We start from the raw sequence: 18,047 nt of genomic DNA, 5'->3' as shown, positions 1-18,047 counted from the left end.
CTCGCGCAGCACGGACACAACGGGGGATGAGATGCAACAATCCATGGCGCTCGCCAAGGGCGCCCGTATCACCGGCGGGATTTTCTGCCTGCTGTTCTTCCTCTTCTTCGCCACCTGGATCGTCGTCGACCTCAGCCAGTTCGGCCTGGACGGCGTCTGGGAGAACTGGACCTACCAGAAGGGCGGCGGACTGAACCAGGTCACCACCCCGTTCCATTTCGGGCTGGCCCTGGTGCTGTTGGCGGCGGTGTTCACGGCGTTCGCGGGGCAGCGGGTGGCCGGCGGGCTGCTGGCCGTCGCCACCACCTTGACCTTCGCCACCGTGCTGCAAGCCCTCGTCAGCGTCGGCAGCCACACCAGCGACGACCGCTGGTTCCGGCATGCCGAAACGGGCACCGACACCTTCGACGGCGTCTTCCTGAGCAGCCTGGGGATGTTCCCGCTGTGCCTGGTCGCGGGCATCGTGCTGCTCGCCGGGATGCGTTCCTGGCCGCGCCAGAAGCCCAGTGACCCGCCGATGCGCCCGGCTAAAACGGCCGGTGTGGTGGCCGGTCTGATCCTCGGCGCGATGGTGCTGCTCCTCCTGGTCTGGCACGGCTACATGCTGGTGGAGGGCGGCAGCGAATTCTTCGCCATGTTCTACTTCGGCAAGGGCGGCGGTCTCGGCGCGCTGCTGGGAATGGCCTCCGGCTGGTCCGCCGTGTTCTTCCTCGTGCTGACCGCGCCGGCCGCGCTCAGCTGCCTGATGCGCGGCCCCGCGGCTCGCGGGCTGGCCATCGGACTGTCGGTGGTGTCGCTGCCCGGCGCCCTGCTGGCGGTGATCGGGATGGCCGGCAACGGCAACCTGTTCGAGCTGTCCGGCGCCGTGCCGGGCATGGACTTGATCAACCGTCTCCAGCTGGCGCTGGACCTGTTCGGCTCGGTGGTCCTGCTGGCCCTGATGGGCCGCGGCGAGCCGGTCGCCCCCGCCTGGTACCCGCCGTCCCAGGCCCCGCAGTTCGCCGCCCCCGGCTTCGTACCGCCGCCCGGCCCGCATGCCCCGCCGGTCTGGCAGCCGCCCGCCGGGCCGGTGCCCCCGGTCAGCGGTCCGCCGATGCCGCCGCCCGGTGCCCCGCCGGTGCCGCCCGGCACTCCGCCGCACCCGCAGGGCGGGTTCGGGCCGCCGCAGTACTGACCCCCGGCTGCCGGTCCCGGCGGCCGGTGCGCGAAGGGGCGGTGCCCGTCCCGTGTCACCGGCCCGGCGGTCCGCCCGCGGAAAACAACTGGGGGCGGCCGCCCGCCGGTTGATACGGTGCGACGGCGCGCGCCCGGAGCGCGATCACCGTCGGACGAGGGAGGTTGATGAATATGGCCCGCCAGACGCCTCATCAGCATGCCCTTGTCCGGGCCGCCGCCTGAGCGGACGCCTGAGCGCCCGATGTCCTGAGCGCGGCCCGGTCGTCGACGAACGACCAGGAGTGACGCGTGTCTTCCTTTCTTTCCTCCGATTCCCCCAAGTCCTCCGATTCCGCTGATTCCCGTGATGCCGCGGACTCCCCGGACTCCCCGGACTCCGCCTTCTCGCTGAACGGTGCGGAGCTGCGCACCGCGCGGCTGCTGCTGCGGCCCTGGACCGACGGTGAGCTCACCGCCGTGCTCGACGGGACACGACAGCCGCACTGGGCGGCGGACTTCCCCGCCGACGGCGACCGGGTCATCGCCGGCTTCACCGCCCAAAACCCCGACGCCCGCGGCGTGTACGGCCAGCGGCAGATCCTCGAACGGGACGGCGGCGCGGTGGTCGGCGCCATCGGGCTGTTCTGGCCGCCGCGCGACGGGGCGCTGGAGTTCGGCTACGGCATCGTGCCGTCCCGGCGTGGGCGCGGCTACGCCACCGAGGCCGCCCGCGCCATGGTGGCGTTCGCGTGCACGGCACCGGGCGTGCACACGGTGTGCGCGGATGTGGAGCTGTCGAACCCGGCGTCCGGCCGGGTCCTGGAGAAGGCCGGGCTGGTGCGCTGGAGCAGCGATGACCGGCTCGCGCGCTACCGGCTGACGGCGCCGGAACCGGCCGCCGGCTAGGTCCTGTACGGCACGCCGCCGGGGCTCGTTCCACGGGCCCCGGCGGCGTGCCCGGCGCGGAAAGGGCAGGTGGGGGCGGGGCTGTGGGGCCGAGCGGTGAACCGTTGTTTACTGCCGGTTTATGACCCCTTTGTGCAGGATGGCACATGCCTGGCAACTGTCCTGTGCCTTACGACATCTGAGGAAGGATCAGTCGTGCGTTTACCTCTTGCCCCGCTACCGGTCGCGATGCCCGCTTCGCCGGCTCCCCGGGGTTGAGCGCCGTGGCACCCGCTTCCCAGGCACCCGCGCCGCCGCGCCTGCCGCCGGCGCCCCCCACGGAGCCCGAGCCGCGGCGCCGCCCGCCGCCGTGGCTGCGGCCCACCATCCGGATACGGCTGACGCTGCTGTACGGCGGCATGTTCCTGGTGGCCGGGGTCGTACTGCTCACGCTCATCTACATCCTGGCGGCCCAGACCCTCACGCAGGGCACCCCGGAGTTCCGGATCTTCGGCACCGACGTCCGGGTGGGCAATGTCAGCTGTCCCGGTCTGCCGTCGCTCGGCACGGCCGGCGAGATCAACGCGGCGATCAGCGACTGCCTCCACGACCAGCGCGAAGGGGCGCTGCACAGCTTCCTGAACCACTCGCTGACCGTTCTGGTGGCCCTGACGGTGGTGGCGTTCGCTTTTGGTTATGCGATGGCGGGGCGGGTGTTGTCGCCGTTGGGGCGGATCACGCGGACGGCGCAGCGGGTGGCGGGTTCGGATTTGCATCGTCGGATCGAGTTGGGGGGTCCGGATGATGAGCTGAAGGAGTTGGCGGACACGTTCGATCAGATGCTGGACCGGTTGGACCGGGCGTTTGAGTCGCAGCGGCGGTTTGTGGCGAATGCGTCGCATGAGTTGCGGACGCCGTTGGCGATCAATCGGACGTTGTTGGAGGTGCAGCTGGCGGATCCGGCGGCGTCGCCGGAGCTGGCGCAGTTGGGCAAGACGCTGTTGGCGACGAATGAGCGCAGTGAGCAGTTGGTGGAGGGGTTGTTGCTGCTGGCGCGGAGTGAGAACCGGGTGGTGGACAAGAAGCCGGTGGATGTGTCGGAGGTGGCGGCGCAGGCGGTGGATCAGACGCGGGAGGAGGCGCACGCCAAGGGGGTGGAGCTGCGTGGGGCGCGGCAGCAGGTGTTTGTGCAGGGTAATGGGGTGCTGCTGGAGCGGATTGCGTTGAATTTGGTGCAGAACGCGGTGCGGTACAACGTGCCGGAGGGGGGTTGGGTGGAGGTGGTGACCGAGTCGCAGCCGGGGTGTGCGGTGTTGGTGGTGGCCAATACGGGGCCGGTGGTGCCGGCGTATGAGGTGGAGAATCTTTTCGAGCCGTTCCGGCGGCTGCGGACCGAGCGCACGGGCAGTGACAAGGGTGTGGGTCTGGGGTTGTCGATCGTGCGGTCGGTGGTGCGGGCCCATGACGGGAGCATCACGGCGCAGCCGCGGGAGGGCGGCGGGCTGATCATGCGGGTCGTCCTCCCGCGGTAGGCGGCCGACCCGGCACGGGCGTGCACCGCCGCCTCGGCTGGTCCGGACGGCGGGCCCGGCTCCCCGGCCGGCTACCGCATCCGCGGTACGGGAGGGCGCACCCTACTCCCCAGGGAGGCTGCCGGGTTCCGCCCGGGGTACCGGCCGCCCGGTCCGGGTCCTCCCTAGGATTCACGGTATGGATCTCCGAGGTATCCGACTGCGCGGCCGGCGCTGGTACGCCGCCGCGGGCGCGCTGGCCGTCCTCATAGGAGGCGGCACCTGGGCGGCCGCCTCCTCGGACGCCGCGCCCGCCGTGCACCGTACGGACCGGCTGATGACGATGCCGGAGAAGCCCGGCAGCGCGAAGAAGGTGCGGATCGACACCTCCTACTTCACCGCGGGAGGCGGCTCCGGGCGGCGGCCCGCGGTGCTGCTCGCCCACGGATTCGGCGCCAGCAAGGCCAACCTCCGCCCCCAGGCCGAGCAGCTGGCCCGGGACGGTTACGCCGTTCTGACCTGGTCGGCGCGCGGCTTCGGGAAGTCCACCGGCAAGATCGGGCTGAACGCCGCGGACGGTGAGGTCGCCGACGTCCGCCGGCTGATCGACTGGCTGGCCGAGCGCCCCGAGGTGCAGCTCGACAAGGCCGGCGACCCCCGGGTGGGGGTGGCCGGCGGCTCCTACGGCGGGGCGATCTCGCTGCTGGCGGCCGGCCACGACCGGCGGGTCGACGCCATCGCCCCGCAGATCACCTACTGGAACCTCGCCGACGCCCTCTTCCCGCACGGTGTGTTCAAGAAGCTGTGGGCCGGGATCTTCTTCACCACCGGCTCGGCCGGCACCGCCACCGGCTCGCCGGGGCCCGCCCCCACCACGTCCGGGGGCTGCGGGCGGTTCGAGCCCGAGCTGTGCCGGATGTACCAGCGGGTCGCCGTCCACGGCCGGCCGGACGACGCCGCCCGGAAGCTCCTGGCGGACCGCAGCCCGTCCGCCGTCGGCGACCGCATCAAGGTGCCGACCCTGATCATGCAGGGCCAGACCGACTCACTGTTCCCGCTCGACCAGTCCGACGCCCTCTACAAGAAGCTCCGCGAGAACGGGGCGCCGGTCGGCGTCGACTGGATCTCCGGCGGGCACGACGGCGGCGACCGGGAGGCCGCCCGCCTGGAGGGGCGGACGAAGACCTGGTTCGACCGCTACCTCAAGGGCGACAAGCACGCCGACACCGGTCCCGCGTTCCGTATCAGCCGCAGCGGGGGAGTGGACTCCACCAACGGCGCGGTGCGGCTGCGCGGCGCGCACGCCGACCGCTACGCCGGACTGGAGCACGACCCGCGGCGGATCCGGCTGGCCGGCCGCGCCCAGACCTTCAGCAACCCGCCCGGCGCCGGACCGCCGGCGATCTCCGCGGTGCCCGGGGTCGGGGCGCTCGGCAACCTCTCCTCGCTCGGCGCCGGCGGCCTGTCGCTGGACTTCTCCGGCCAGTACGCCCGCTTCGAATCGGCGCCGCTGCGCAGCCCCGTCCACCTCACCGGCAGCCCCACCGCCACCGTCCATGTCCGCTCCGACTCCCCGGATGCGGTGTTCTTCGCCAAGGTCTACGACGTCGGCCCGGACGGCCGCCGCCAGGTGCTGCCGTCCCAGCTCGTCACGCCGTACCGGATCAAGGACGCCGACAAGGGCCGGACCGTGCGGCTCCGGATGCCCGCCGTCGACCATGACTTCGCGGCCGGCCACCGGATGCGGCTGGTCCTCTCCACCACCGACCTCGGCTATGCCTCCCCGGCCGAACCCGCCACCTACACCGTCTCCCTGAAGGGCGGCGCCCTCGACGTGCCCACCGCGCCGGAGGTGCGCAGCGCCGCCGCCCCGCTGCCCGCCTGGACCTGGGAGCTGCCGGCCGCGGCCGCGGTGGTGGCCGCGCTGCTGCTGCTCACCGCCCGCCGCCGGACCGCGGCGCCCGCGCCCGATGAGGCGCTCGCCGAGGTCCCGCTGGAGATCGGCGGGCTGAGCAAGCGGTACGCGAAGTCCACCGACAGGTACGCCGTACGGGAGTTGTCCTTCCGCGTCGAGAAGGGGCAGGTGCTGGGGCTGCTCGGGCCCAACGGCGCCGGCAAGACCACCACCCTGCGGATGCTGATGGGGCTGATCACGCCGGACGAGGGCGAGATCAGGATCTTCGGGCACGCCGTCCGGCCGGGCGCCCCGGTGCTGTCGCGGGTCGGCGCGTTCGTGGAGGGCCCCGGTTTCCTGCCGCATCTGTCCGGCCGCGCCAACCTCGACCTGTACTGGCAGGCCACCGGCCGGCCCGTCGCCGACGCACATTTCGACCAGGCGCTGGAGATCGCCGGTCTCGGCGATGCCCTCCAGCGTGCCGTGCGCACCTACTCCCAGGGCATGCGCCAGCGCCTCGCCCTGGCCCAGGCCATGCTCGGCCTGCCGGATCTGCTGATCCTCGACGAGCCGACGAACGGGCTCGACCCGCCGCAGATCCGGGAGATGCGGGACGTGATGATCCGCTACGCCGCGGCCGGCCGCACCGTCATCGTCTCCAGCCATCTGCTGTCCGAGGTCGAGCAGAGCTGTACGCATCTGGTCGTCATGGACCGCGGCCGGCTGGTGCAGGCCGGTCCGGTCGCCGAGATCGTCGGCTCCGGCGACACCCTGCTGGTCGGGGTCGCGGAGGAAGTCGACGACGCCGTGGTGGAGAAGGTGGCCGCGCTGCCGGGCGTCGCCTCCGCCGTACGCGCCGAGGGCGGCCTGCTGGTACGGCTGGACGGCGCCGACACGCCCCAACTGCTCGCCGAACTCCTCCGGCTGGGGGTGCCGGTGGACCGCGTCGGCCCGCACCGACGCCTGGAGGACGCCTTCCTCACCCTGATCGGAGGGGACCGATGACCGCGACCCCCATGGCGCGGGCGGCGGGCTACCGCCCGCGCCGCACCCTCCCGCTGCGCGTCGAGGCCCGCCGCCAGCTGCGCCGCCGCCGCACGCTGGTGATCGCCGCCATCCTGACGGCGCTGCCGTTCGTGCTGGTGGCGGCGTTCGCGATCGGCGGCGACCCGGCCGGCCGGGGCAACGGCCGGATCACCCTGATGGACACCGCCACCGCGTCCGGCGGCAACTTCGCCGCCACCGCGCTGTTCGTCTCCGCGGGCTTTCTGCTGGTGGTGCCGGTGGCGCTGTTCTGCGGTGACACGGTCGCGTCGGAGGCGAGCTGGGCCTCGCTGCGCTATCTGCTCGCCGCACCGGTCCCCCGGGCCCGGCTGCTGCTGAGCAAGCTCACCGTCGGGCTGCTGTTCAGCGCCGCCGCGATGCTGCTGCTGCCGCTGGTGGCGCTGGGGGTGGGCAGCGCCGCGTACGGCTGGGGGCCGCTGCAACTGCCCACCGGCGGCGCGCTGTCCGCGGGCGAGGCGGTGCCGCGGCTGGCGGTCGTGGTCGGCTATGTCTTCGTCAGCCAGCTGGTCACCGCGGCCCTGGCGTTCTGGCTGTCGACGGTGACCGACGCGCCGCTGGGCGCGGTCGGCGGCGCCGTCGGGCTGACCATCGTCGGCAATGTCCTCGACCAGGTCACGGCCCTGGGCACCTGGCGCAACGTGCTGCCCGCGCACTGGCAGTACTCCTGGGCGGACGCCCTCCAGCCCCGGATGGAGTGGTCCGGGATGATCCAGGGCTCGGCGGTCTCGGTGGCGTACGCCCTGGTGCTGTGCGCGCTGGCGTTCCGGGGGTTCGCGCGCAAGGACGTGGTGTCGTAGGGCGGGGACGGGGCGGCGAGACGGCGGGGCCGGGTGGGCGTGACGGTGGGCCGCCCATCGCGGCGCCCGTCCCCCGGGCCCGCCCCCGTCAGGCCGTCGGCCCCTGCATGTGCGCGCTGACCCAGCGCATGGTGCCCTCGCCCAGGCCCCGTACATAGGTGGCCGCGCTGTGGGTGCCGTCCGGCACTATCTGGAGCCGGGTGTGCACCGGGCCGTGCCCGTATTGCGCGAGGAACTTCCGTACCTTCGGCAGCACCGTGTACTCCCGGGAGCCGTCCTGGAAGGCGAGGTAGACGTCCGGTCCGCCGCGTGCCATCAGCCGGCGGGCCAGCACCTCCGGGTTGTTCTCCCGCTCCTCGCGGGCGTGGCCGTTCCACAGCGGTGAGTCGGGCACGATGTCCGGCCCGTTGGGTATCGCCACCTTGAACGTGTCCGGGTTCTGGAGCACGTTCTTCAGCGCCGCGAAGCCGCCCGACGAGGAGCCCATGATCGCCCAGGCGTCGCGCGTTTTGAGGGTGCGGAAGTTCTGCCGTACGAGGTCGGGCACGTCCTGGCTGAGCCAGGTGCCGATCTTCGGCTGTCCCGGTATGTCGCTGCCGTCGTAGTACTGCTTGTCGTCGGGGTTGAGCACCGGCATGACGACGATGAACGGCAGGCTGCTGCCGTTCTTCGACCAGCGAGCGAGGTTCTCCTGGAGCTTGAGGTCGGCGCCTTTCCAGTAGTTGACGGGGTAGCCGTACGAGCCGGGCAGCGCCTCCATCACCGGGAAGCCCTTGTGCGCGTTCCGCTTCTCGTAGTACTCCGGCGGGGCCCAGACCCAGACCTTCCCGGTGAAGCCCGACTTCGGGCCGTGCAGGGTGGTCACGCCGATCGGGGTGTTCCCGCCCGCCCCGCCGACCCGGCTCTCCTCGTCGAAGCTGATCGGCCGGGTGGGCCACTGCACCAGCGACCGCTTCCCGGGCGGGCCGGCGTGGACCGCGGCGTCGGCCTGGGTGCTTGCGAACCGGACGGGGGCGGCCTGGGAGGCGCTGGTGCCGCAGCCGGCCGTGGCGGCGAGGACGGTCAGGGCGATCAGTGCGATCACCGGGCGGAACGGGGCTCTGTGCACGGGTCTTTCTCCTTGCCGGACACCCGGGACTTGTCCCGGCTGGGGAGCAAGAGGGCGGTGGCCCGGCCCCCGGTTTCCTCACCGGGGTGTCGGCTTCCTCGCACCGCCCGTCCGGAATGCCGGCATCCCCTTGGTGACCTGGGATGTTGCCCGCGGAGCGGGAAGGCGGTTTTACCGGGATTTTCCCGGTGCACGGGCGGCACGCGGGGACGCGGAGCCCGCTCAGGACATTCCGGAACCCCCGCCTCCGGCCCCGTATCCTCTCGCTATGACCTGGTCGCGTGCGCTCAAGGAAGCCGCCCGCTCGGGGCTGACCATCGAGCGGACCAAGCTCACCCCCCTGATCGCGATCCGCGGTTCGGCCGGCGTCGCCGTCGTCATCGGGCTGTGCCTGTGGCTGGGCGACCCGGCGCTGGCGGTCTCCTCCGCCTTCGGCGCGTTCTCCTCCGGCATCGTCACCTTCCAGCGCAGCATGCGGCCGCGGCCGGTGCTCGCGCTCGCCGTCGCCGGCGCGCTGGCGGTCTCCACCTTCCTCGGCTATCTGGCCGCCGCCCATGTCGTCGCGTTCGTGCTGCTGCTGGCCGGCTGGACCTTCCTGGCGGGCATGGCCTGGGCGATCGGCCCGGTCTCCGGGCTGGCCGGCACCCAGACCGTGGCGATCATGCTGGTCACCGTCACCCTGCCGACGTCCGTCCTCGGCGCGGCCGAACACGCCGCGCTGATCTTCTTCGGCGGGCTCGTCCAGGCCACCCTCATCGTGGTCTTCCCGGTCCGCCCCTGGGGCGTCCAGCGTGATGCGCTCGCCGACGCCCTGGCCGCCGAGGCCGACTACGCGCGGCGGCTGCGGCACGACCCGGTCGCCCCGTTCGACCCGGCGCCCCTGATGGACGCCCGGCTCGCCTCCGCCGTGACCCCGCGTCAGGCCCGCCGCCGCCCCGTCCAACTGCACGGCCCGCGCGGCCTCGCCGAACGCGTCCGGCCGGTCCTCGCCGCCCTCGCCGACCCGGTCGTCGGCGCCCCGACGGACGGCCCCGAACGCGACCGGGTCCGCGATCTGCTGGGCGCCGCGGCCACCGTCCTGGACGCCGTCGCCCATGCCGTACGGCACGCGAAGCCGGTCCGGCTGCCGCCCGAGGCGATGGCCACCCTCGAAGTCCCCGCGACCGGCCCGATGCTCCACGGGGCCGCCCGCCGCTCCGCCTACCGCCTGATCTCCCTGCTCGCCGACGCCGTCGAACTCACCGATGAGCCGGTCGAGGCCACCCGCCCCACCACCGAGGCCGAACGCGGCCATCTGCTGCGCCCCAGCGTCCCCCGGCTGGTACCGGGCGCCCTGCGCGCCCTGCACCGCGAGGCCCGCTGGACCTCGCACATCTTCCGGCACGCCCTCCGGGTCGCCGCGGTCGCCGCGGCCGGCTATCTGCTGGGCACCGCGCTCCCGTTCGGCCACGGCTACTGGGCGCCGCTCGCCTCCGTCATGGTGATGCGCCCCGACTTCGCCCAGACCTACTCGCGAGGCGTCGCCCGTTTCTGCGGCACCCTCGTCGGCGTCGGAATCGCCGGGGCGCTGATGGCGCTGACGCATCCGGGCATCTACGTCAGCGCCGGGCTGGCCGTGGTCTGCGTCGCGCTGATGTATCTGCTGATGCGCACCGGCTTCTCGGTGACCTCGGCGTGTGTGGCCGCCTATGTCGTCTTCCTGCTGGGCATCGCCGGCGCGGGCTGGGAACAGACCGTCCAGGAACGCGTCGTGCTCACCCTCCTCGGCGGGCTGCTCGCGATGCTGTCGTACGCGCTGTTCCCCGCCTGGGAGACCCCCAGGCTCCGCGACGGTCTCGCCGCCTGGCTGGCCGCCAACGGGGACTACGCCCTGGCCGTGTTCGACCTGTACGCCACACCCGCCGAACGCCGCCCCCGGCAGGTCCGCGACGCCCTGCTGGACTCCCGGGCCGCCCGCGCCGCCTGGGAGGAGAGCGAGGCCCGCGCCGAGAAGGAACCCGTACGCCACCGCGGCCTGTCGCCCGCCTCGGCGAAGGCGGCCGGCGCAGCGCTCGCCACCATGGGCCGGGTCACCATGATCCTGGAGGTCCACCTCCCCGAACGGGACGCCGCGTCCTCACCGGGTGCCACCGCGTTCGCCTTCGAGCTGCGGGCCTCCCTGGAGGAGGCCACCCAGGCGGTCCGGGACCGGGGCGAACTGAACTGGACCGAGCTGCGGGCCGTATGGGAGAGATGGGACGCGGAGGACGAGAACCGTGGTGTCGCCCTGCGCGTCGCGGACCTGCTTCTCGACGCCCTCGACGACCTGGCCGAGGCGCTGTCCAGGGAGCCGGGCACCGACCGCGGGGAGACCCGCGGCGCCGAGGAGAACAGCAGCCGGTGAGCGGAGAGGAGGCGGTACGGAGGGGAACCAATCGGTGTCCCCGGTAGTCTTAACAGTTGCCCGCAATGAACGCTATTGGTAGCCCATGGGGTTGTCTGAAGCGCAATGCCCCGGGAGCCCACCCCGTCGCGAGAGAGCACACGAACCCCCCATGGCCTCCAGCACTTCGTCCGGTACGTACGACATAGGCATCGACCTCGGCACCGCCAACACCCTGGTGTACGCCCGCGGCAAGGGCGTGGTGCTGAACGAGCCGTCCGTCGTCGCGGTCAACGCCGCCGGTGCGGTGATCGCCGTGGGCCTGGAAGCCAAGCGGACCATCGGCCGCACCCCGTCCGGGATCACCGCGATGCGCCCGCTGCGCGAAGGCGTCATCGCCGACTTCGACGCCGCCGAGCAGATGCTCCGCGCCCTGATGAAGAAGGCCCTGCCCAGCCGCCGCTTCTCCCGGCCACGGGTCGTCATCTGCGTCCCCTCCGGCATCACCGGCGTCGAACGGCGCGCGGTCGTCGATTCCGCCCGGGGCGCCGGCGCCCGCGAAGTGCACCTCATCGAGGAGCCGATGGCCGCCGCGATCGGCGCCGGCCTCCCGGTGGACGAGCCGGTCGGCTGCATGGTGGTGGACATCGGCGGCGGCACCACCGAGGTCGCCGTCGTCTCCATGGGCGGCCTGGTCACCGCCCAGTCCGTACGGGTCGCCGGGGACGCCATGGACGCGGCCGTCAGCGGCTACATCAAGAAGAAGCACGCCCTGGACATCGGTGAGCGCACCGCCGAGGACATCAAGATCGCGATCGGCTCGGCGGTCTGGACCCCGGTCGACGTCGACGAGGACGGTGAACCGGACCGCCCGTCCACCTACACCGTCCGCGGCCGCGACCACGTCAACGGCCTGCCCCGCATCCAGGAGATCACCGAGGAGGAGATCCGCGAGGCACTGGCCGAGCCCGTCGACGCGATCGTCCGCGCCGTCCACCGCACCCTCGACGACTGCCCGCCCGAGCTCTCCGGCGACATCGTCGAGCACGGCATCGCCCTCACCGGCGGCGGCGCCCTGCTCCGCGGCCTGGACCGGCGGCTGCGCCAGGAGATGGGCGTCCCCGTCCGGGTCGCCGACGAGCCCCTGGACTGCGTGGTCAACGGCACCGCCAAGTGCGTCGACGAATTCGCCTCCCTGCACGGCCTGTTGACCGGCGCCAAGCAGCAGCCGCGGAAGACGGTGCGGTTGTAGCAGGCGCAACCCGGCGTCCGCGAGGGGCGTTTGCCGTTCCGGCAACAACCCTCGCGCCCGCCGGGCCGGCCGCGCCATGATCGTGGCGGAGCGGGCCGGGCCACGGCGGGGCATGACGCCGCGCGGGCCCTGTGCACCGCCCTCATGAGCACGGCCGTACTCGCCCCAGGAGGAACCATGCCGCAGTCCGCCGAGACGACGCCCCCGCCGGCCACGCCCCCGGGAGAGGCACCGGACCGGGCCGCCGCCGTCCCGCCGGCCACCCACCGCACGGTCGAGACCCCCGGCGGCCGCATCCACCTGGTGGAGCAGGGCACCGGACCGCTCGTCCTGCTGGTCCACGGATTCCCCGAGTCGTGGTACTCGTGGCGCCACCAGCTCCCCGCCCTCGCCGCGGCGGGCTACCGGGCGGTCGCCCTCGACGTACGCGGCTACGGACGCTCGTCGAAGCCCCGCGAGGTGGCGGCCTACCGGATGCTGGCCCATGTCGCCGACAACGCCGCCGTGGTGCGCGCCCTCGGCGAGGAGACCGCCGTCATCGCGGGCCATGACTGGGGCTCACCCATCGCCGCCCACTCGGCGCTGCTGCGCCCCGACGTCTTCACCGCCGTGGCACTGCTGAGCGTGCCGTACACGCCGCGCGGCACGACCCGCCCCACCGAGGCCTTCGCGCGAATCGGCGAAGCCGAGGAGTTCTACATCAACTACTTCCAGGAGCCGGGCCGGGCGGAGGCGGAGATCGAACCCGATGTCCGCACCTGGCTCGCCGGCTTCTACGCCGGACTCTCGGGCGACGCCGAGCCCACCTCCGGCCCCGGCCTCTTCTTCATCCCCCCGGGCGGCAAGATGTCCGACCGCTTCCCCGCCGGACCGCCCCGGCCCCTCTCCTGGCTCACCGAAGCCGATCTCGACTTCTACGCCGCCGAGTTCGAGCGCACCGGCCTGACCGGCGGACTCAACCGCTACCGCAACGTCGACCGCGACTGGGAGGACCTCGCCGCCTGGACCGGCGCCCCGCTCACCCAGCCCGCCCTCTTCATCGGCGGCGAACACGACGCCACCACCCACTGGCTGGCCGACGCCATCAAGGCCTTCCCCCACACCCTCCCCGGCCTCTGTGCCGCCCACCTCCTCGACGGCTGCGGCCACTGGGTCCAGCAGGAACGCCCCGAGGAGGTCAACCGGCTGATGGTCGACTGGCTGCGGTCTTTGCCGGAGGGTGCGGTGCGGGTGGCGGCTTAGGGGGCAACGGGCGGGCGCACGGCGATCCCGGGGACGGGGGCGCGGCCGGGCCCTAGGCGCTGCCCCGCGCCCGGCTCATGTAGGCCGCCAGGCCGTCCAGGATCCGCTCCAGGCCGAACTCCCCGGCCCGGTCGCGGGAGGCGCGGTCGGTCTCGGTGGCCGCGACGGCCGCGGCGACCGCGGGAAAGCGGTCGGCGCGGCCCGCGAGCAGTTCGTTCAGGGCCGCGCTCATGACCTGCTCGGGGTCCTTGGCCCGAGCGCTGCCCAGCCCCATCGAGGTCGCGACCTGGGCGATGGCCCGGATGTGGCCGCTGACCACGACCACCGCGTCGAGCTGTTCGGCACCGGTCAGCCCGGTGTCCGCGAGCGCGGCGAGCGCCCGCTCGGTCCAGCCGAGTTCCTGCGGCCCCATGACCCGGGGGCCGACGGCCGCGCCCAGCAGCCAGGGGTGCTGGTGGTAGACCTCCGCCAGCGCGTGCGCCCAGGCCCGCAGCTCCACCCGCCACGGCTCCTCGCCGCTCCGGCCGGCGGTGTCCGGTGACGGCGCGCCCGGCGGTTCCCCCATCGCCCGGTCGATCATCAGCGCGATCAGCTCACTCTTGCCCGGCACATAGCGGTACAGGGACATCTTGGTGAAGTCCAGTTCGGCTGCGACCCGTTGCATGGAGACTGCCCCGAGCCCGCCGGTGTCGGCGAGGTCGATGGCCGTCAGCGTGATCCGCTCCAGGCTCAGCGCCGGCTTGGGTCCCCGGCTGGGCCGCTCGCGCCCGCCCCACAGCAACTCGACGCTGCCCGCCTGATCCCCGAACACGCTGCGCTTTTCGTCGTCTCCAGCCATCCCCGCATCCTAAAACTGTGTCCGGGGTACACAAAATAGTGTCCATCGGATACAGTTCCTCTTGTCGGTACGACCGATCGACGTGGGGAGCGTGCGATGACGTACGAAATGACAGCGGGACACCCGGCCGCGGGCCGGCCCGACCGGGCGCGGGGGGAGCGAACGGCACCACCACAGCGCAGAATTCTGATCTCCGGCGCCAGCGTGGCCGGCCCGGCCCTGGCCTACTGGCTCGGCCGCTACGGCTACCGGACGACGGTGATCGAGCTGGCCCCCGCCCTGCGCGGTGGCGGCTTCGCGGTCGACTTCCGCGGCGCGGCACATCGGGTGGTCCTGGAGCGCATGGGCGTCCTGGAAGCCATCAGACGGCACCGCACCGGCCCCGGCACCCCCATGACGTTCATCGACGGGCAGGGCCGCGACCTCTCCACCCTCCCGCCCGAATTCGCCGCCGGCGAGGTCGAAATACTCCGCTCCGAGCTGGCCCGCCTCCTCCACGAACACAGCCTGACCCCGCCCGACGGCGGCCCCGCCCCCGAGTACCTTTTCGGCGACTCCCTCACCTCACTCACCGAGACCGCCGACGGCGTCCACGCCACCTTCGAACGGGGCGCGCCACGCACCTTCGACCTCGTGATCGGCGCCGACGGTCTGCACTCCACCGTGCGCCGGCTCGCCTTCGCCCCCGAGGAGCGATGCGTCAGCCACCTCGGCTACTACTTCGCCGCATGGGACCTGCCCGCCGGCGCCGGAGACCTCGGCGCCCGCCCGGTCGGCTACGGCGAACCCGGCCGGCTGGTCACGGTCGGCCGCCTGCCCCGCCGCACCGGGGAGCCCGGCTACACCGGCGAAGCCTTCTGCGTCTTCGCCTCCGAGGACGAACTCCCCTACGACCGGCGGGACATCCGGTCCCAGAAGCGGGTCATAGCCCGCGCCTACGAGGGAGCCGGCTGGCGCACACCGGAACTGCTCGACACCCTGTGGCAGACCGACGACCTTTACTTCGACTCGATCAGCCGCGTCGATGTGCCGCACTGGTCCACGGGCCGCATAGCCCTCCTCGGAGACGCCGCGTACGGCGCCACACTCGGCGGCATGGGCACCGGCTCGGCGATCGTCGGCGCCTATGTCCTCGCCGGCGAACTGGCCCTCGCCGGGGCCGACCACCGCACGGCCTTCGCCCGCTACGAACAGAAGCTGCGCCCCTACGTCACCCGCTGTCAGGAAGGCGGCCGCGGAGCCGGCGAGTTCTTCGCCCCCACCACCCAGGAGGCAATCGACGCTCGCAACACCGCCCTGAACACCCCGTCCACCGTCACCGCCATGCTGGAACAGGGCCACGACGTCTCGGCGGCGATCACGCTGGAGGACTACCCGTCGTTGGTCACGGGGCCGGCCTCGACTGTGGGGTGACGGGGGTGGTGGGTAGTGGATAGGCGCAACTGGTGGTGTATGAGGCTTACTTGAGGTGACCGGCGAGGGTGGCGAGGGGGCTGGGGCGGGGAGGGGGAGGGCGGGGGGAGGGGGAGCCCCCCGAAGCCCCCGCTGCGAACGCCCCGCCCCCGCCCCCTCGGCCCCGCCCGCTCGGCCCCGCCCCCCCGGGCCCCGCCCCCGCCCCCGCTCGTAGTGAAGCCACCCGTTTTCGCGCTCCGCCGATCGGGTGCTCCGGGGTCAACACGATTGCCTGGTGGCGACTCTTCTGGGTTACTGGTGTGGCCTGTCGGTGGGCCGTCCATCCCCCTCGGGTTTCGGTAGTCGGCCCGCCCACCAGTCCTCTTCGCTGAGGTGCTGTGCAGGGCGGCCAGGAGCGCGATGGCCCCCCGCACCGCCCAGGTGCGCGCCGGCCAGGTCCGCCCGTCTGCGTCGTCCTCCTGTGCGGCCGGCTGCTGCCAGTGCTCGGGTTCCGGCTTGTGTGCCCTGTCTGCCACGAGCGGCCGAGCAACGAGCTCACACAGCAGGAGGACTTTCATGTCTACACCCACAATTCAGCCGGGGCTCCCGGCCCTGCCGTTCTCGATCGGGCCGCTGCTGCTCGGCGCGGTGCCGGCGACGGGGCCGACCACGGGCGGCAACACGGTGCAGCTGGTCGGTCTCGGCCTCGGCGGTGCCACCAGCGTCCTCTTCGGGGGAACGTCGGCGACCATCGTCGGGCAGGACCCGCTGGGGCTGACCGTCACCGTCCTGGCTCCGGCGCACGCCGCGGGTCCGGTGCAGGTCACCGTCACCAACGCCGCCGGTACCAGCAACCCGGCGTCGTACACCTACGTCGCGGTGGGCGCTCCGGTGGCCGCGGCCATCGCCCCCAACGCGGGGCCGACCGCGGGCGGTACGCCGTTCGCCCTGATCGGTTCGAACCTTCAGGGTGCCTCCGTCACCATCGGCGGCAACGCGGCGACCGTGCTGGGCACGGACCCCACCGGCTCCGTCCTGTTCGGTGTCACACCGGCCGGGCCGCCCTCCGGGGGCAACGTCCCGGTCGTGGTGACCACCGCGGGCGGCACCGCGTCCGTCCCGGGCGGTTACACCTACCTGCTGCTGCCTCCGACGGTCACCGGAACGGTGACGCCGTCCACCGGGTCCGCGGGCGGCGCCTTCACCATCGTCGGAACCAACCTCTTCGGGGCGAGCGTGCTCTTCGGGGCCACACCCGCCACGGGGGTGACGGTGGATGCGGCCGGCACGACCGTGACCGGCACCATTCCGCCGGGCACCAGCGGGACGACGGTGCAGGTGACCGTTCAGACCGCGGCCGGCAGTGTCAACGCCGGGTCGTTCACCTACCTGTGACGGCCGGCCCCTGTGGGGGACGGTCCGGGTCCCGGCGCCTGAGGTCGGCCGCATGCGCAGTCCCCGGCCGGGCCTAGCCGGGAAGCCCGGCACCGTCACTCCGTAGGGGGACGCAGGGAAACGGTTCGGCCCCCGCCCGTACGCCGGGTGGGGGCCGAACTCGCCGGTGGCTCCCCGGGGCTCTGCGCGGGGACGCGCGGCCCGTCAGGGGGCAGATACCGCCGGGTGTCCTGCGGGGGCCGCCCGGCGGCGCCGCACAGCAGCGGCAGTGGGAGCCCGGCGTCCGCCATCCATGTCAGGCCCGTGTGGCGCAGGTCCTGGCGCCGGAGGTATTCATGGCCGAGCTCGTCCACCACGTCGTCCCAGTGGGTCGCGTCCCGCAGTGCCGCGGCCGTGAACCGGCTCCGGTGCGGGCCGGTGAACAGCCGGGCCTGCGGCCGGTGCCGCGCCGTCTCCAGCCGTCCCGCGGCCAGTTCGCGGGCGGCGGGGCGCAGCGGCACCACCCGGTGGTGTCTGCCTCGGCACGGGCGGTCGTGCAGGCCTTCCGGCTCGGACACGGTGAAGTGCTGGACCTGCCAGGTCCAGGTGCTCACATCGATGTCCTGGGCCCGGAGGGCGGACACCTCGCTGAAGCGGGTACCGGTCCAGGCGGCGAACCGGACGATGTCGCCCCACCCCTCGTAGCCGTCGGAGGCCCGCCGGACGAGGGTGGTCGCCAGCCGCTCCAGGGCGTCCGCGCCGGGCAGTGCCAGCGACCGCGGCGCGGTGCGCTCGGCCTGCGCACGCTGGTACTCCTGCTGCCAGCCGGCCACCCGCGCCGGATTGGCGTCCAGCACCCCGTCCCGGACGGCCTGTTCCAGGACGCGGACGAGGACGGCGAGGCTGTTCTTCACCGTGGACAGGCCGCATTCGTCGGCGATCCAGCAGTGCAGGGCGCGGTTGACGACCCGGCGGGTGACCTTGCGCACGAGGACGTGGCCGATGCTGGGGACGACGCGCAGCCGCCACCCGGCCTGGTAGGGGGACATGGTCAGGGTTTCCAGGCCGTGCATCGCTGCCTCCCACCTGTGTTCCCCGTAGGCGGTGAGTGACATCGTGTGGGTGTCGGTACCGGGCGGAATCCGGCTCCCGGCGTTATCGTTCATTGTCGA

13 protein-coding genes are annotated in these 18,047 nt (G+C 73.0%); 10 read left to right on the top strand and 3 right to left on the bottom strand.

Annotation, left to right across the window (positions count from 1 at the left end; translation table 11 throughout):
• Positions 1-31 precede the first annotated feature (31 nt).
• The 5 genes from CP981_RS14015 to CP981_RS13995 all read left to right on the top strand — a co-directional run bounded on the left by CP981_RS14015 (position 32) and on the right by CP981_RS13995 (position 7,307).
• Positions 32-1,174 (top strand): hypothetical protein, encoded by a 1,143-nt coding sequence (locus CP981_RS14015; protein ID WP_244329650.1) that lies wholly within the window; start codon positions 32-34, stop codon positions 1,172-1,174.
• 389 nt (positions 1,175-1,563) lie between these two features.
• Positions 1,564-2,061: a GNAT family N-acetyltransferase gene (locus tag CP981_RS14010; RefSeq protein WP_244330034.1), complete on the top strand. Its 498-nt coding sequence runs from the start codon at positions 1,564-1,566 to the stop codon at positions 2,059-2,061.
• Positions 2,062-2,324: 263 nt separating this feature from the next.
• Positions 2,325-3,572, top strand: a complete 1,248-nt coding sequence (locus CP981_RS14005) for a sensor histidine kinase (RefSeq protein ID WP_150522337.1) — start codon at positions 2,325-2,327, stop codon at positions 3,570-3,572.
• A gap of 178 nt (positions 3,573-3,750) precedes the next feature.
• Positions 3,751-6,450, top strand: a complete 2,700-nt coding sequence (locus CP981_RS14000) for an alpha/beta fold hydrolase (RefSeq protein ID WP_085928634.1) — start codon at positions 3,751-3,753, stop codon at positions 6,448-6,450.
• Positions 6,447-7,307: an ABC transporter permease gene (locus CP981_RS13995; RefSeq protein WP_085928635.1), complete on the top strand. Its 861-nt coding sequence runs from the start codon at positions 6,447-6,449 to the stop codon at positions 7,305-7,307. The genes CP981_RS14000 and CP981_RS13995 overlap by 4 nt, the downstream gene beginning before the upstream one ends.
• Positions 7,308-7,395: 88 nt before the next feature.
• On the opposite strand, the gene CP981_RS13990 is transcribed toward CP981_RS13995, so the two are convergent.
• Positions 7,396-8,415, bottom strand: a complete 1,020-nt coding sequence (locus CP981_RS13990; RefSeq protein ID WP_085928636.1) for an alpha/beta hydrolase — start codon at positions 8,413-8,415, stop codon at positions 7,396-7,398.
• A 268-nt stretch (positions 8,416-8,683) separates the two neighbouring features.
• Here CP981_RS13990 and CP981_RS13985 point away from each other — a divergent pair, with 268 nt between their 5' ends.
• From CP981_RS13985 to CP981_RS13975, 3 genes are all read left to right on the top strand, one after another.
• On the top strand, positions 8,684-10,798 hold the full coding sequence (locus CP981_RS13985; RefSeq protein ID WP_085928637.1) for an FUSC family protein: 2,115 nt from the start codon (positions 8,684-8,686) through the stop codon (positions 10,796-10,798).
• 151 nt (positions 10,799-10,949) lie between these two features.
• Positions 10,950-12,029: a rod shape-determining protein gene (gene mreB / locus CP981_RS13980; protein WP_085928638.1), complete on the top strand. Its 1,080-nt coding sequence runs from the start codon at positions 10,950-10,952 to the stop codon at positions 12,027-12,029.
• Positions 12,030-12,206: 177 nt separating this feature from the next.
• The gene (locus CP981_RS13975) at positions 12,207-13,271 is read left to right on the top strand and encodes an alpha/beta fold hydrolase (RefSeq protein WP_085928639.1); all 1,065 of its coding nucleotides are present in this window, start codon (positions 12,207-12,209) and stop codon (positions 13,269-13,271) included.
• 52 nt (positions 13,272-13,323) lie between these two features.
• Here CP981_RS13975 and CP981_RS13970 read toward each other — a convergent pair whose 3' ends face one another.
• Positions 13,324-14,109 (bottom strand): TetR/AcrR family transcriptional regulator, encoded by a 786-nt coding sequence (locus CP981_RS13970; protein WP_085928640.1) that lies wholly within the window; start codon positions 14,107-14,109, stop codon positions 13,324-13,326.
• Between the two features lie 183 nt (positions 14,110-14,292).
• On the opposite strand from CP981_RS13970, the gene CP981_RS13965 reads away from it, so the two are divergent.
• Positions 14,293-15,522 carry an FAD-dependent monooxygenase gene (locus CP981_RS13965; protein WP_244330033.1) on the top strand — a complete coding sequence of 410 codons (1,230 nt, stop codon included), beginning with the start codon at positions 14,293-14,295 and terminating at the stop codon, positions 15,520-15,522.
• 555 nt (positions 15,523-16,077) lie between these two features.
• Positions 16,078-16,896, top strand: coding sequence for an IPT/TIG domain-containing protein (locus CP981_RS13955; RefSeq protein ID WP_085927451.1), 819 nt, complete (start codon positions 16,078-16,080; stop codon positions 16,894-16,896).
• Between the two features lie 95 nt (positions 16,897-16,991).
• Here the strand turns inward: CP981_RS13955 and CP981_RS13950 are convergent, their stop codons facing one another.
• Positions 16,992-18,041: a tyrosine-type recombinase/integrase gene (locus CP981_RS13950; protein WP_244329649.1), complete on the bottom strand. Its 1,050-nt coding sequence runs from the start codon at positions 18,039-18,041 to the stop codon at positions 16,992-16,994.
• Positions 18,042-18,047 lie beyond the last annotated feature (6 nt).

The organism is Streptomyces platensis (assembly GCF_008704855.1).
In the GTDB taxonomy this organism is placed as follows: Bacteria; Actinomycetota; Actinomycetes; order Streptomycetales; family Streptomycetaceae; genus Streptomyces; species Streptomyces platensis.
Note: the sequence above shows the minus strand (reverse complement) of the source record. Positions and strands in the feature narration are given on the sequence as shown.

What these genes read in the sequence shown, in the direction of transcription:
- CP981_RS14015 (WP_244329650.1), top strand. Translation starts at nt 32, where the DNA reads ATGCAACAATCCATGGCGCTCGCCAAGGGCGCCCGTATCACCGGCGGG.
- CP981_RS14000 (WP_085928634.1), top strand. Translation starts at nt 3,751, where the DNA reads ATGGATCTCCGAGGTATCCGACTGCGCGGCCGGCGCTGGTACGCCGCC.
- CP981_RS13995 (WP_085928635.1), top strand. Translation starts at nt 6,447, where the DNA reads ATGACCGCGACCCCCATGGCGCGGGCGGCGGGCTACCGCCCGCGCCGC.
- CP981_RS13985 (WP_085928637.1), top strand. Translation starts at nt 8,684, where the DNA reads ATGACCTGGTCGCGTGCGCTCAAGGAAGCCGCCCGCTCGGGGCTGACC.
- mreB (WP_085928638.1), top strand. Translation starts at nt 10,950, where the DNA reads ATGGCCTCCAGCACTTCGTCCGGTACGTACGACATAGGCATCGACCTC.
- CP981_RS13975 (WP_085928639.1), top strand. Translation starts at nt 12,207, where the DNA reads ATGCCGCAGTCCGCCGAGACGACGCCCCCGCCGGCCACGCCCCCGGGA.
- CP981_RS13970 (WP_085928640.1), bottom strand. Translation starts at nt 14,109, where the DNA reads ATGGCTGGAGACGACGAAAAGCGCAGCGTGTTCGGGGATCAGGCGGGC.
- CP981_RS13955 (WP_085927451.1), top strand. Translation starts at nt 16,078, where the DNA reads ATGTCTACACCCACAATTCAGCCGGGGCTCCCGGCCCTGCCGTTCTCG.
- CP981_RS13950 (WP_244329649.1), bottom strand. Translation starts at nt 18,041, where the DNA reads ATGAACGATAACGCCGGGAGCCGGATTCCGCCCGGTACCGACACCCAC.